Annotated in this window: 12 protein-coding genes and 1 pseudogene; 4 read left to right on the top strand and 9 right to left on the bottom strand. The window is 36.8% G+C overall.

The features are described from left to right. Position 1 precedes the first annotated feature (1 nt). From IPM14_06160 to IPM14_06145, 4 genes and pseudogenes are all read left to right on the top strand, one after another. Positions 2-821: pseudogene (locus IPM14_06160) on the top strand (purine-nucleoside phosphorylase). A 100-nt stretch (positions 822-921) separates the two neighbouring features. Then, the gene (gene secD, locus IPM14_06155; protein ID MBK9097706.1) at positions 922-2,862 is read left to right on the top strand and encodes a protein translocase subunit SecD; all 1,941 of its coding nucleotides are present in this window, start codon (positions 922-924) and stop codon (positions 2,860-2,862) included. Between the two features lie 31 nt (positions 2,863-2,893). Continuing rightward, positions 2,894-4,033 carry a protein translocase subunit SecF gene (gene secF, locus IPM14_06150; GenBank protein MBK9097705.1) on the top strand — a complete coding sequence of 380 codons (1,140 nt, stop codon included), beginning with the start codon at positions 2,894-2,896 and terminating at the stop codon, positions 4,031-4,033. 154 nt (positions 4,034-4,187) lie between these two features. Continuing rightward, positions 4,188-4,436, top strand: coding sequence for an RNA-binding protein (locus IPM14_06145; protein ID MBK9097704.1), 249 nt, complete (start codon positions 4,188-4,190; stop codon positions 4,434-4,436). Positions 4,437-4,524: 88 nt separating this feature from the next. On the opposite strand, the gene IPM14_06140 is transcribed toward IPM14_06145, so the two are convergent. The 9 genes from IPM14_06140 to IPM14_06100 all read right to left on the bottom strand — a co-directional run bounded on the left by IPM14_06140 (position 4,525) and on the right by IPM14_06100 (position 15,028). Then, positions 4,525-5,952 (bottom strand): MBL fold metallo-hydrolase, encoded by a 1,428-nt coding sequence (locus tag IPM14_06140; GenBank protein ID MBK9097703.1) that lies wholly within the window; start codon positions 5,950-5,952, stop codon positions 4,525-4,527. A gap of 24 nt (positions 5,953-5,976) precedes the next feature. Beyond that, positions 5,977-6,300 carry a rhodanese-like domain-containing protein gene (locus IPM14_06135; GenBank protein MBK9097702.1) on the bottom strand — a complete coding sequence of 108 codons (324 nt, stop codon included), beginning with the start codon at positions 6,298-6,300 and terminating at the stop codon, positions 5,977-5,979. Positions 6,301-6,430: 130 nt separating this feature from the next. Continuing rightward, positions 6,431-7,153 (bottom strand): hypothetical protein, encoded by a 723-nt coding sequence (locus IPM14_06130; protein MBK9097701.1) that lies wholly within the window; start codon positions 7,151-7,153, stop codon positions 6,431-6,433. 124 nt (positions 7,154-7,277) lie between these two features. Next, the gene (locus IPM14_06125; GenBank protein MBK9097700.1) at positions 7,278-7,691 is read right to left on the bottom strand and encodes an STAS domain-containing protein; all 414 of its coding nucleotides are present in this window, start codon (positions 7,689-7,691) and stop codon (positions 7,278-7,280) included. A gap of 189 nt (positions 7,692-7,880) precedes the next feature. Beyond that, positions 7,881-10,436, bottom strand: coding sequence for a SpoIIE family protein phosphatase (locus IPM14_06120; GenBank protein MBK9097699.1), 2,556 nt, complete (start codon positions 10,434-10,436; stop codon positions 7,881-7,883). Positions 10,437-10,440: 4 nt separating this feature from the next. Continuing rightward, complete coding sequence (locus tag IPM14_06115) at positions 10,441-12,120, bottom strand: PP2C family protein-serine/threonine phosphatase (protein MBK9097698.1); 1,680 nt, start codon at positions 12,118-12,120, stop codon at positions 10,441-10,443. Between the two features lie 5 nt (positions 12,121-12,125). Further along, positions 12,126-12,560 (bottom strand): ATP-binding protein, encoded by a 435-nt coding sequence (locus IPM14_06110; protein MBK9097697.1) that lies wholly within the window; start codon positions 12,558-12,560, stop codon positions 12,126-12,128. 8 nt (positions 12,561-12,568) lie between these two features. Further along, positions 12,569-12,919, bottom strand: coding sequence for an STAS domain-containing protein (locus IPM14_06105; GenBank protein ID MBK9097696.1), 351 nt, complete (start codon positions 12,917-12,919; stop codon positions 12,569-12,571). 24 nt (positions 12,920-12,943) lie between these two features. Then, complete coding sequence (locus IPM14_06100; GenBank protein ID MBK9097695.1) at positions 12,944-15,028, bottom strand: PP2C family protein-serine/threonine phosphatase; 2,085 nt, start codon at positions 15,026-15,028, stop codon at positions 12,944-12,946. Positions 15,029-15,079: the final 51 nt, after the last annotated feature.

The following is a 15,079-nucleotide window of genomic DNA, read 5'->3' as shown; positions in this document are numbered from 1 at the left end:
AATGATTGACTTGAATTTTAAATACAAAGATTCAATAAATTATTTAATCAGTGAATCTCCATTTACTCCAGAAGTGGCTCTTGTTCTTGGAAGCGGACTTGGAAATTTTGCTGATTCAACTGAAAAAGTTAAAACAATTGCGACAAGCTCAATTCCGAATTATCCGAAATCATCTGTTGAAGGACATAAAGGATTAATTCACTTCTCAAAAATTCAAGATAAAAAAATATTAATCTTCCAGGGACGTAATCACTTTTACGAAGGTTATGGATTAAGCGATTGTGTTTCCCGTGCTTCTTGCAAAAAAAATTGGCTGTAACAAAATTATCTTCACAAATGCTGCCGGAGGTGTGAATAAAAGTTTTAGTCCCGGCGATCTTATGCTTGCAGATTCATTCAATGGAATGAACATAAAAAAAGAATTAACGGAACTAATTGGTATTTCATCTATTGAATCAAAAAACAATTTTTCGAATTGCCCTTCTGCAAAGATGAATGAAAAAATAAAAGCTGCTGCCAAAGAGAATTCAATACATCTGCAATCAGGAATTTACTGGTACACAAAAGGTCCAAGCTATGAAACACCCGCTGAAATTAGAATGATACAGAAATTCGAAGGAGATGCCGCTGGCATGTCGACTGTTCATGAGGCTGTATTTGCATCATATCTTGGAATGGAAGTCGCAATTATTTCCTGTATCACAAATATGGCTTCAGGAATTTCAGCTCAAAAACTTTCACATCAGGAAGTGACAGAAACGGCAAACCAGGTCGCTGCAAAATTTACTTTATTATTGAAATCGGCAATTCCCAGAATATAATTCCACTCATTATTACCTTTATTTTAATTGACTTTGTAAGAGGCAACCCCTAATTTTGGCAGTTCATTTTTATAATTTCAAATCACTTCATTAATCAGGTATGAAAGAATTTAGATTTAGACTTATAATCATTATAGCTGCGATTGTTTTAGCAGTGTATCTTCTATATCCAACTTACCAGGACTACCAGAACAGCAAGGATATTAAGCAAACACTGGAATCGGAAAGACAACAGCTTATCAAAGAAAACCCGGACATCACAAAAGCACAAATCGATAAAGCTCTCCGCTCAGTGGAAGACAGCATACTCGCTTCCGATCCTGACATTGTAAAGACAAGGGAAAAAAGAATCAAGCTAGGTTTGGATTTGCAGGGCGGTATGCGCATCGTTTTAGAAGTTAATACTGCAAAGCTTCTTGAAAAGCTAGCTAAAAATCCGGATGAAACATTTAGAAATGTCTTGGCTGAAGCACAAAAAGAATCCGAAAGAACGGATGAATCTGTGGTTGACATTCTTGCAAGAAAATTTGCTGAAAGAGATATTCGTTTAAGCAGATATTATGGAACAATAAGGGATGAAGATTCTCAAATATTAACTACACTGAGTGAAAATGCTGAAGACGCTGTTACACGTGCCGTTGAAATTATTCGTAACCGTGTTGACCAGTACGGAGTAAGCGAACCATCCATTCAGCGGCAAGGCAGCCGGAGAATTATCGTTGAGCTTCCGGGTGTTGCAAGAGAAGAAGAAGCAAAAAAATTGTTGCAGGGAACGGCATTGCTTGAGTTCAGAATAGTGCGTGATGCTGATTTTACTTTCCCTATCATGCAAAAAATTGATGATGTACTAGCAGGAAAAGTTTTAGACGATACAACAAAAACCACTTCAACCGAAAACGGAACAGAGACTACACAGACTGATACTTCAATTGCATCAACCGATACAACTGAAAATCAGGAACAGCTTTCAGAAGAAGAATTTAAGAAGCAGCATCCGTTTTTCTCGATTGCATTGCTGGATCCTCAGGGAAGAAGCGCTGATGCATACGTTAAGGCACAGGATAGAAATAAACTTGAGCTAATGCTCAACCGACCTGATGTTCAAAAAGTAATTCCGAACAATGTAGAATTTAAATTCCATGCCCGACCTCAGAATGATGCTGAAGGTAATGATTTCTACATAATGTATCTTGTAAATAAAGAGCCGGAGCTTACGGGTGGTGTTATTACTGATGCAATCGCTAATATTGATCCGAACACTTCAGCACCAATTGTAAGCATGACTATGAATTCAGAAGGCGCAACCGAATGGGCAAGAATAACAGGCGCTAACGTAAATAAAAGAATTGCAATTATGCTTGATGGCGGGATTTTCTCTGCACCGGTAGTAAAAGGAAAAATTCCCGGCGGAAGATCGCAGATAGAAGGTATGGCAGATCTTAATGAAGCGAAGCTGCTCGAGATCGTGTTGAAAGCGGGTGCTCTCCCCGCTCCAGTTGATATAATTGAAGAAAGATCAGTCGGTCCATCACTAGGAGAAGATTCAATTAACAAAGGATTACTTTCTGTAATACTTGGTTACGCGTTAGTTGGAATTTTTATGATTATCTATTACCAGCGAGCCGGCACAATCGCTGCCGCAGCTTTAACATTCACAATTTTATTTATACTTGGTGTACTGTCAGGATTCAATGCAACACTCACGCTGCCAGGTATTGCAGGTATAATCTTAACAATCGGTATGGCTGTGGATGCCAACGTGCTGATCTTTGAAAGAATAAGAGAAGAATTAGGTACCGGGAAAACTGTCAGGGCATCAATAGACAGCGGATTCTCTCGTGCATATTCAGCTATCATCGACTCTAACATTACAACTTTTATTACAGGTATAATTCTTTATCAGTTTGGAACCGGCCCAATTCAAGGCTTTGCCTTAACACTGATGATAGGTATCGCAGCAAGCTTATTCAGTGCACTTGTTATTGCAAGAGTAATTATGGATGTAATGGTTTCTAAAAACGTTCCCGTAACAGTAGGTTAAAAACAAAAGTTTTAAGGAGTTCTCTTTTACTATGAGATTATTTGAAAAATTAAATTATGACTTCCTCGGAAAAAGAAAGACTGCTTACATTCTCTCAGCTTTATTATTCCTTATCGGAATAATTTCTGTGATTGTCAGAGGATTTCAATTTGGAATAGACTTTAAAGGCGGTGCCGAAATAGTTTTACAATTTGAAAAGCCGGTTAATATTGCTGAGGTTAGAGCCGATATTGACAATATCGGACTCGGTAACATTGAGGTAAAAACATTCGGCGGTGAGACCGGCGTGATGATCAGAACTGAGCTACAAGTAATACCAGCGGAAGTTTATCCAAAAGTAATCACAGCTATTGAAGATGAAATTGAAAAACTTCAAGCCGGAGTATCAAGAAAAATTATTGATTCTTCAGCCAGCTCTGTTACTTATGAATTTAATAATCCGGAAGATGCAAATAATATAATTGACGGATTATTTGAAGCAGGATTTCAATCTGGTCGTATTTCTGAAGAACCTGATAATACACAAATGATTGTTAGTGTTGGTATCGCCGATTGGATCAAAGAAAACCTGAGAGATAAAATTAAGGACAATTCATTTACGGTACTCAAAGAAGACAGGGTTGGACCAAAAATTGGCTCAGAGTTAAAACGTGATGCTGTACTTGCAATATTTTTTGCGCTTCTTGCTATCCTGGTCTATTTGGGATTCAGATTCAAATTTATTTTTGCATTCGGTGCCGTTGCAGCTTTGTTTCATGACGTTCTTATAACTCTTGGACTTTTTGCTGCGTTGTACGGTTTAATCCCGGGATTGAACCTTGATATCGATTTGACAATTGTAGCTGCATTTTTAACTCTTATCGGTTATTCAATCAACGATACCGTTATTGTATTCGATCGTATCAGAGAGAATTTAAAGATACATAAAACAAGACCATTGGTAGATGTAATAAATACGAGTATCAGTCAAACGATGAGCAGAACAGTTTTAACCGGAGGTACCACACTTTTGACAGTTCTTGTACTTATGATATTTGGCGGTGAAGTACTCAGAGCATTTGCATTCACCTTATTCTTTGGAATAATTATCGGTACTTACTCATCAATTTTCGTTGCTAGTACGCTCGTTTATGATTACGCGATGAAGTATCACAAAAAAGTAGAATTTTAATTTTTTTAGTTAGCCGGAAACCAAGCTTTCCGGCTTTTTTTTATTCGGTGGCTAACCCTCATTTCACTAAATCCTTCATTTGCAATTAATCCAATTAATATTATTTTAATTCCGAGCTAATTAACAATACTTGCTAACTATCAAAGGAATAATCTTGAGCACAAAACTTTATGTGGGCAATATTCCATGGGCATTCAATAATGAAAAGCTAATGGACACATTTAAGACTCACGGAAATATCATTTCCGCAAAAGTTGTAACCGATAGGGAGAGCGGAAAATCAAGAGGATTTGGCTTCGTTGAAATGGAAAACGAGAGCGATGCAAACAATGCAATAAAAGCCCTTAATGGTTCAGAGATAAACGGAAGAAAAATTGTTGTCTCAACTGCCAAGACCAGTTAGTTTAATTAATTTCAAATAATAATATTCAAAAAAAATCCCTGCATAACGCGTACATTAGTGCAGGGATTTGCTCTCTGATAATTTCGGCTTAAATAATATTTGCTGGCTCTGATTCTTTAATGGTTCCCCTGTTTATTTTATAACCCGCTTGGAACCAGGAGTTAATACCACCGCTTAAATTATAAACTTTGCTAAAACCTTTTTTTAACAAAAAGCTCGCAGCAATTGCAGACCTGTCACCGCTGGCACAATAAACTACAAGTTCTTCTTCCTTCGAAATTTTGTCAAGATTTTTTTCAAGCTGACCAGCGTGAATATTAACAGATTCAGGAATACTTGAAATATCGTACTCAGTATAACTTCTCACATCAATAACTTTATATTTTGAAATATCCTGATTTAATTCATTTACACTGATTTGGTTTAAGATTTCGATATCCATGCCTGAGGATTCAAGTTTATCGATATCAGAAATGTATCCCTCAAGATTATCGATACCAATTCGTATCAGTGCTCTGTTTAAAGCATCCACTCTTCGCTCTCGTGCAATCAGGATTATTGGTCTGTCATATTCAAGCATCCACCCTGCCCACGTGCTGAATGAATTGTTATCCTGAATGTTCAAACTTCCCAGGATATGACCTCCGGCGAAACTCAGCTTGTCACGTGTATCAACAATCTGATAATTATTCTGGATGGAATCTTTAAATCTAGCTACGCTTAATCTTGCAGGATGCGGAACAGAACCAAGCACCCTAGGACCGATCTTATTTAGTTTTTTCATCATCGCAAAATATTTAGGTGGTTCCGGCTGACCATCAAGCAGAGTTCTGATAAAAGTTTCTTCATCATTAATCTTCAAGGCCCAATTGGAAAGTTTTTCATATCCAATAGTTGAACTTGGAACAGCACCAAGAGATTTTCCGCAAGCAGATCCGGCGCCGTGTGCCGGCCAAACCTGCAAATGATCAGGTAGCTCTTTAAATCTTTTTAAAGACTGAAACATCTGTCTCGCACCGGCAATCATGGTTCCTTCATAACCGGCAGCTTTTTCAAGCAAGTCTGGTCTTCCGACATCACCTACAAAAACAAAATCTCCCGTGAATATCATTGATGGCTCTTTGCTTGCCGGTAAGTCAGTCAGTATGAACGAGATATGTTCAGGTGTGTGCCCGGGAGTATGCATTACTTCAAGATTTATATTCCCGATTTTTATTATATCTCCATCTTTCAATCCAATATGATCAAACTGGTACTGCCAGTCATTTCCACCTTCATTGGATAAATAAATTTTGGCACCGGTTTCATGAGCAAGTTCAAGTGAACCGCTTAAAAAATCTGCATGAATGTGCGTTTCAGCAATATGAGTGATACGAAGATTTTCTCTTTCTGCAATTTCGAAATAAGTATCAATATCTCTTTTAGGATCAATGACAATTGCTTCTTTTGTTGCCTGGCATCCGACAATGTAGCTTGCCTGTGCTAAACCTTTTTCATATATACGTTCAAAAAACATCTGTATTCCTTAATTACATTTTTGTTAGATAGATAATTCTTTTTTGCCGTTCCAGCCGATTATTCCCGGCTCAAGATTGTACACTTTTTCGAAGCCCACTTTTAGCATGTAGTTACCAGCGTGAAAGCTTCTGTTACCGCTACGACAATAAACGTAATAGCTTTTACTTTTGTCAAGCTTGTCAATTTCTTCAACGAAAGAAGGACTATTTATATCTATCAGAATAGAATTAGGAATTCGAACCATCTGATGTTCCATCGGAGTGCGTACGTCCAGCAGAACGGCATCTTTATCCTCTTCCATTTTTTTCTCAAAAGTTTTTGCATCAAGATTTTCTACTAGTTTCATAATTCCTTTTTGTGATTTTTTCTTGAAAATCAGATGAATGAAATGGTGATAGGTTTCAGGCAAAAGCCAAATAAAAAACCCCTGCTTTTGGGACAGGGGTTATAAATCAAATTATTCCGGAAAATCTGGATTAATCAAATAAAGCTTCGAGCTTTACATAGTTTGTATGAACTTCTTCCAGCGCTTTATCCAGATCGGCTGTATCTGCCTTTTCGTCTTTTAGAGCTTTTAATGTTTTTGTTGATTCGTACAGTTTATTCGCATTTTCAACGAAAGGCTCCGTTTTATCTGCTGCCCATTTTGGAAGCACACAAGTAGTAAGCTCACCAGCACGCATATCAAGATCATCAACAGCCTTACCGAACTCTTCCATATTTTTATTGGGCCAGTAGTGATGGTAGATCATATACAGCACTTTGTGGAATTCATCGACTTCTTTTGTTACCGGCCTGATAATTCTAACAAGCATTTCATAATCAGAATGAAGCTCTTCTGCAGCATTCAGCATAGCCGGTTCATCACTGCCTTCCATAGCTTTGTTATATCCTTCAACTGAAGAACGTAATTTTGCAACTCCCTTATCCCATTCACCCTGCTTGTCTCTGAGAATACCAGGTAATTCTGCATCAAAGATTTTTTCAGCACCTTCGTTCACCTGCTGCGTCATTTCTTTTAACATCGCATAATTTTTTTCAGGATAAGCTGTATGCCAGATTGGATAAATCACTTCGTGAAAATCATAAAGTTCGGGAACTGAGCTGTCAATTTCTGAGGAATGCTGGTCTTCCTGCGAAAATAACGGAAGAGATATAAGTAAAATAAATAAGAAAATTAATTGAAATTTTGTTTTCATAGTAACCCCATAATGATTGATTTTTTTCAGCACAAATTTAATCAAAATTAGGGAATCATTATGATGATAAAGAATGAGCTATGCAGTTACGAAAACATCTCCTGTTTGAAAGAGAAGAGACAAACTATTTTTTACCTTCTGAAATGGTGTGGTAAAGACTATTCTGATCTATTTCAATCCTACTGACCGAAGAATCCGGATTGAAGCTTTCAATTGCATGTTCAACGCTGTTAAAACACTCCAAGATTTTTGCAATCCCGATAACGCGGAAGGACTCAATATCTGTTATTTGCGGGAAAACCAATTTCATAACACCGTGCTTTTCATTTATTCTTTTAAATATTTTAACGATCATCCCAATAAAAGTGGAATCGATGAAAGAACAGTCGGAAAGGTCTATTATTATTTTCTCTTTGTCAAAAAGAGAATCGTTTGCAAGAGTTTCCCATAAAAATTGAGAATCCCGCATCGTTGCTGCAGGAAGATCAACTTTTACGATTACTATATCTTTTTTGTAGCTGATAGTGAAATTTTCCATATGTTTTCTCGTTACGTATTTACCGAAAGAGCTTGAACTAATAACTTTTTAATATTACCATAATAGTGCCATTCCAAATTCACATTTTAGAGAAATTTGGAAAGAAATAAATAAAAAAATGAGATTGGAGATTATTTTGAAACAAAATGAGAATTTTTAGAGGTGAGTATATGGCTCCTGAGAAATGAGTTACTTAACCTTCACCACAACCATTGTCATATCATCGTTGACCTCGGCAGAACCCCGGAAGGATTTTATTGATGCCCAGATCTCATTGACTATCTCTGAAGAGCGCGAAGTTGTTTTATTCTTAAGAATTGAATTCAGATTATCATCACCAAAAAGTTCATTGTGTTCATTCATTGCTTCGGTAACACCGTCAGTGAAGAAAGCATAAGTTTGCCCCGGGCAAAGCTTCACTTCTTCTTCAAGAAGGGATTTTTCAAAAACTATTCCTCTTTCAATGCCGACGCCAAGTCCCTGTGTTCTGTATGACTGAACAGTTCCGTTGGTTGCTTGCAGCACAGGCATATGTCCTGCACGGCAGAACTTTACGGTTCTTTTTTCCAGATCAAAGAGAGCGAGAGTAATTGTAACAAACCAGCTTTTATCAAGCTCGTCGTAAATTCTTTTGTTTATATCGACAAGTATTTCTTTGGGAGATTTATCATCCATACAGCTAAGCTTTATCATCGTCTGCAGCTTTGTCATATAAAGTGAAGCGGATAATCCTTTACCGGAAACGTCACCAACAATCACAAATAGTTTTGTATCGGAAATCTGAATCAGATCGAAATAATCACCGCCGACCTGCATTGCCGGAATCATTTCACCGCAGATATCAAGACCTCTCATATTCGGAATGCATTGCGGAAGAAGACCCTGCTGAATTTTTCTGGCAAGATCAAGATCTCTTTCAATCTTCTGCTTCTCCACTTCCGATTTGTAGAGACGAGCATTCTCGATTGAAATGGCAGCCTGGTTTGCAGCCGCCCATAAAAGTTCAAGATCCTTTCCTGCAAAATGAGACCCGGAATGCTTCAATCCGAACAGAAGCAGACCAACTATCTTTGATTTTACCATCATCGGGATAATGGTATAGATATCTTCAGATATAAGTCTTTCTGCTTTGTCATCAGGGAAGACGATCTTAAAATCCGCTTGCTCGATAGCCGGATATTTAGTTATCAGGAATTTATCTTTTAAGAATTGAATGATCCTCGACTCAGTTATCAGGCACTTGTCATTATTCATACCAACGCTGTCCACAAGAGCTAAATTTCCTTCTTTATCACGCATCATAATTCCAAAAGTTTTAATCTTAAGTGCATCAACAAAAGTCTTCTTCATCATTGTCAGAATGTTATCTAACCCAACAACTGTAGAGAGTTCATTACTCAGATCGACTAAAACTTTTTGAGAAGCAAATTGTTCAGGATAAAATCTTTTTGTGAGAAAATCCTGAAATTTATCTTTTGTGGACTGGAATACTAAGGCAAATATGATAAAAAAGATTCCAGCTATGATACCTTGATTCTCCACTCCGAAGAATGAGCTGATGCTCTGCCCGGCTATATAAATAACAAAGAAGTAGATTGCAGCAACTGTCGCTGTTGCCGTTCCATAAATGATTGTGTTTTTTACAACAATGCTGACATCCATCAATTGGTATTTAAAAATTGAGTAAGCAAAAATCAGAGGTACTAGTGCTACTAAAATTATTGGCATATAATATTCGGGAGAATTGTACATATTATCTGTAATGGCTGGTGCAATAAAACTCATGTAAACTGATATCACCATTGCAAATAAAAATGCAATAATAAAAAGCATTATTGGTCTCTTTTCTGCTTTTGTTTTAAGACCGCGATACTGAATTATCAAAAAAATAAAAGCAGTAATATTTCCGGCAATTGATATAAATCTAAAACCCTGAAGGATTAAAAAGAATGTCATATCATTAAATATATTGTAACCAATGGTAAGTATGGCAATGATTATTGCGATAACGGATAAAGTTGCGGGGATGATGAAAACAATCCCTTTTGCCCACTTCTTCTCAATAAATTTTAATGGATTAGGAAAGTTCCAGAAGAGATAAACCAGAACAAAAGGAGTAAAACTAACAGCGATAATCCAAATTGTACCAATTAATGTAGCAAGAATAGTATTCTCTTTATAAAAGCCGAGGAAGTTTGTTTGGAACGGTATTAAAACACTCAATGAACTTAAAACAATTAATACTGCGAGAGAGTAAAATATCTTTTGAACTTTACCATCTGGTTTTGCCATTAATACAATAAATCCAATTATCATCCAAAATAAAGAACCTAATGAGCCGGCAAGCCAATCGAATTGAATTAGTTTCTTTACATAGACCTTTGTAGTAAAAAATTTCCCGTCACTTAAATATTTATAATCAGCATACTCACCGGTATTGAAACTATTAAGAATGATTGTTGCTTGAATCGCATCTTTAATAGTTTTACCTCCAATTTCAATTAGCTGATCGCCATCTCTAATTCCGGCGTTCCATGTGACACCTCCGACTTTCACCGATTTAAAGAAATAAGCAACACTGTCCTTGCTAATTTTTTTCGGTGCCCAGATACATTCGTCATTGCTGGTTACTCTTACTTCGAGAGAGTAATAAATATTTAAAAATGCTACACCGATCAGAAATATTGAAAGAGCTACAATCAGTTTTGTACGATATTTTAATAATAACGCTTTAATTGGTCTCATAGCTTTACCGGACTTTGATTACAATCATTGTTATATCATCCGATTGAAGATTGCCCTGTGTGAAAATCTGCACATCTTCTTTAATTCCATTAAGTATTTCATCCGCTGATTTATGCATAATCTCTTTTGCTTTTTTCTCCAGTCTCTCTTCGGAATATTCTTCGAACTCAAGATTCAATGCTTCAGAAACTCCATCAGTGTAAAGTATCAAAACATCATCTTTCTGAAGCTTTACTTCTTCAAAAATATATGGAATAAAAGTCTTCATCACACCAAAAATCATCCCTCCCTGAGTCAGCTTTATTATTTCATCACCTCTGAGCAGATAAGGAGGATTGTGCCCCGCGTTAACATAAGTGAAAGTGTTGGTTCCGGTATTAATAAATCCCCAGAAAAATGTAATGAATCTGCCTTCGGATGAGTTAGCTGTGACGAGATCATTAATCATTGCAGTTGCTTCAGCAATTTTAAGATCCTGCCTGCAAATTACCTGTAAAAAAGCTTGTATATTCGCCATCATCAGCGAAGCAGGAACACCTTTTCCTGCAACATCGGCAATTGCTATGTAAAATTTCTCATCATTTATCGGAATTACATCATAATAATCTCCACCAACCTGCTTTGAGGAAACATTTAATGCGGCAATATCATATTTTTCATATTCAGGTAGAGTTTGAGGAAGCAGGTTCCGCTGAATATCTCTTGCAATTAAAAGATCTTCCTCCATCTTCTGTTTCTCAAGTGCTTCGAGGAAAAGCCTGTTATTCTCAAGTGAAATGATAGCAAGGTTTCCAACAGAATAAATGTATTCAATATCACTTAGTGAGTAGTTCCTGCTGCCAGCCCGAGTTCCAAGAAAAATAAGTCCGCGTGTTTTTCCCTGCATCTGCATCGGCACAATAAGTTCAACTCCGAAATCAGCCAGCTCAGCATAATGGCTTTTCAGTGTATCTTTTTTTATTGAATCTACTGTTTTTTGAAGATCATACTTTTTTATAAGTGTAAGAAGATTTGCGTTATCAAATTTTGAATCGAGGATATCAGGCTCATCATTTTCAAAAAGCATAACAGCATATTTCTGCACAAGAAACTGACCAAGGATTGAATAGACGAGAAGCTTAACTACTCTGAATGATTCATTGAACGAGCCGAACTCCTTGCTCAATTCAAAAAGCGAGCTCAGCCGCTGAACTCTTGAATCAAGCTGCCGGTTTACTTTTCTCAGCTCATCAATAACCATTGAATTTTGTACGGCAGTCGCAGAGATATTAAGAATGGTGTTGAGGAATTCAACGTCGTCCTCGGTGTAGTCTGATTTATTAAGCTTCTCACCAAGACAGACAATACCAATGCAATCTTCTGAAGCACTTATTTTTTCGGCAACTTTCAGATGTGCTGTGTTCATAAATGAAATCAATTCAGGATGGTCAACACAATTTACTGTTGCTTCAATTTCAGGAAACTGGTTTAATAGTTCAGAGGGGAGTCCTTTTGATGCCCTTAAAGTGATTTTATCATTTTCTTTTAAAGCGATAAGACCACGGGTTGCTAAAAATTTTCCAAGGCAGGTTAGTAAAACGTTGTTTGTAATGAACTCAAGATCAATGCTGGAATTAATGATTCTGCTAAAGTCAACAAGCGCAGTGAGGTTTCTTTTAACTTTTAAACTTTTTGCCTCCTGCATTTTCTTCAGCTGCTCCTGATTTTCTTTGAAAGCAGAACCTGGTTGTATTTTCCGGGTACGGTGGTGTATGTAACATCATCCATCAATGATTTCATGAGATACATTCCAAGACCGCCGACTCTGTGCTCACGGTAATACTTCTGCAGATCGGGTAGAGGAACTTTGTCAGGATCGAATGAACTTCCGTAGTCGATGATAGTAACAGTGAATTTCTCTTCATCGTACTCAACTTTTATAATAATTTCACCTTCGGGTGAATGCTTATATGCATGCTTGATAATATTTGTGCAAGCTTCATCAACAGCAAGGATTATCTTCTCAACAGTAGCTTCCGGTATTCCCGCATTCAGTGCATTCAGGCTTACAAAATCCCTTATTTCGGAAAGGTTTTCCGTTCTGCTTTTTACCCTGAGTTCCCCGGTTCTATTTTTTTTCCGGATAGACAACTTCAACTCCCGCTAAACTTATTAATTGCTTCCTGTTCATTCTTGTAAATTTCATACAGAAGAGGAAAACCAAGAAGATCAAATATGTTGAACACTTTATCGCTCATATTAGTAAGCTTGATATCTCCTTTATTATCTCTGATATTTTCTATGAATGCCATAAACACGCCCAAGCCTGCACTGCTTATGTAGGCGAGATCCTCAAAATTTACAACTATCTTGAATTTGCTGTCTTTAATTAATTGCGCAAAATTATTCTCAAGAGTTGGTGCTGTATGAGCATCAAGAAAACCCTTGAGATCGATAATGCTAACTTCCCCGCTTTCTCTAATTGATGTACTGAAATCTGCCATCCTTATTACTCCATCAAATTTTAATTATTGTTGCCACTTAAAAATAACTAAAGTTATGTCATCATACTGATCATGTGAACTGGAAAAAACAGTTATTTCTTTAATAATCTTGTTCGATAGCTCCTCAGCATTGAGCAAAACATTAGCCTGAAGAACATTCAGAAAATGCTTATCGCCAAAATCCTCCAGCCGTTCATTCTTTGCTTCGGTTACGCCATCAGTGTAGAGTACTATCGTATCGTCTTTCATCAGATCTATTGAATACTCTTCCAGAGTTTGTTCAAAATATTCTTTACTGCTTAAGCCCAATCCTAATCCGGAAGGTCTTATTTGCTTTGAATCGGCACCTCTCAGCAAGAATAAAGGACAATGCCCTGCACGTGCGAATATGAGTTTATTTTCTTTAAAATCGAAATAACCGTATGCCGCGCTGACAAATGATTTACTATCGAGAGTTTCTTTAAGAATATCATTTGCTTTAATTAAAATTTCTTTTGGTCTCTCCATCGTTTTTGAGAGAGACTCAAAAATTCCTTTAACTTCGGCCATAATGAATGCTGCGGAAATACCCTTGCCTGAAACATCCGCAATCACAAAGCCAAGCTTTGTTTCGCTTATCTTGAAAAAGTCATAATAATCTCCGCCGACTTCAAATGCAGGAATAAAGACAGATGCAATGTCCAGTGCCGGATATTTAGGAACATCCGATGGAAGAATTTTTCTCTGGATCTCTCTTGCTACGTCAAGCTCTTTTTCAAGTCTTTCTTTTTCAATTGATTCTTCAAGTAGTCGAGAATTTTCAATTGCAACGGAAGCATAATCAGAAAATGTTTCAATAGCACTTAGATCGTCCTGAGTAAAAATCTGGTCCTGCCCTTTTGCTGCAACAAGAATTCCCTGTGTTTCTCCGCGAGTTTTAATAGGAGAAACAGAAACAACCGAAAATAAATTTTCTGATGTGTTGTTTACAACTCTCTCTTTAAGACTAAAAGTTTTTGTCGATGTGAGATTTTCAAAACTGATACGTTCCAGAATTTGAGCTGTAAGCTTGTCGGATTCGATGAAACCAATATTTTTTGCTGCAAGTGTACTCGGTTTAACACCATTCTTCCAGATTATCCAGGAAGCTTTTGATCCGCTTAATTTCTGAGTGATATCAGTTACTGTTTCTGCGAGGTCATTAAAGTCAAGCACTTCGGTGATCAGTTTACTGAAATACTGAAGCGATGTAACTTCCTGAGCTTTCCTGTCGTATGCTTCTGCGGTCGGGAGATGAAAAAGTGTTGTAAAGAAAAGGAACACAAAATAAATTGAGCCGTAAATCATTATCATCTGGTTGAACTGTCTCAACGATGGAGAGAAAGCTGTAAGTATCTGACTGTAAATATTCCCTTCAGCACTATTGAGGATATTAACAATAAATAGGATTGTAATGACAAAAGAAAGAAGTAACAGGTAAGTCTTTTCTTTTTTGGAAAGAAAAGCAATCCAGGAAATCCGGATTGAATTAAATATCATCAGCAGTACAGACACAGCAAAAAACGTTGTGCTCAAAAAAGAGAGTTCTTCATCACTGAAAAAATTAATTGATAAACTTGCCAGTATGAAAAACACAAGCATTGTATTAAAATAAACTTTTACATTTTTTCGCTGATTCAAAAAAAAGAAATGTCTTAGCGTAATTAAAAAGAATGAAATAAAACCGATCATCAGCATTACGTAGATGAACGAAACTATATTGTAAACGAGTCCGGGATTGTTGAGCTTTAAATTAATGTTATCGAAAATCCCCGGCAGCAGGTAATCGGAGAAGACGAGAATGAAAAACATAATTGCTAATAGTATTCCAACATTCAGCACAAGTGAAAGAGGAGCTGCTGTGCGGCTGTTCTCGAATTTTATCAAGGCAAGCAGCAGGAAGAAGATTGAGGCGGCGATTATTACATCCAGTAAAAGAATTAAAATGAAAGTATCGGGTGTTCCAAAAAATATCTTAAACACAAACATCAATGCCGAGGCAATAAAGAAAAATTGTGCTTGTGTGCTTACGATATTTTGTTTTATGAAATTCAACTTAAGAGCAGCATGAGTGAATATTTTATAATTCATCAGTTAAAATAATACTGCTCAAACTTAAGCGAAACCTTTAAATAGTTAAAG

The organism is bacterium, from assembly GCA_016716565.1.
In the GTDB taxonomy this organism is placed as follows: Bacteria; Bacteroidota; Ignavibacteria; order Ignavibacteriales; family Ignavibacteriaceae; genus IGN2.
The sequence above is the reverse complement of the archived record's forward strand: the minus strand, read 5'-3'. Positions and strand labels throughout refer to the sequence as shown.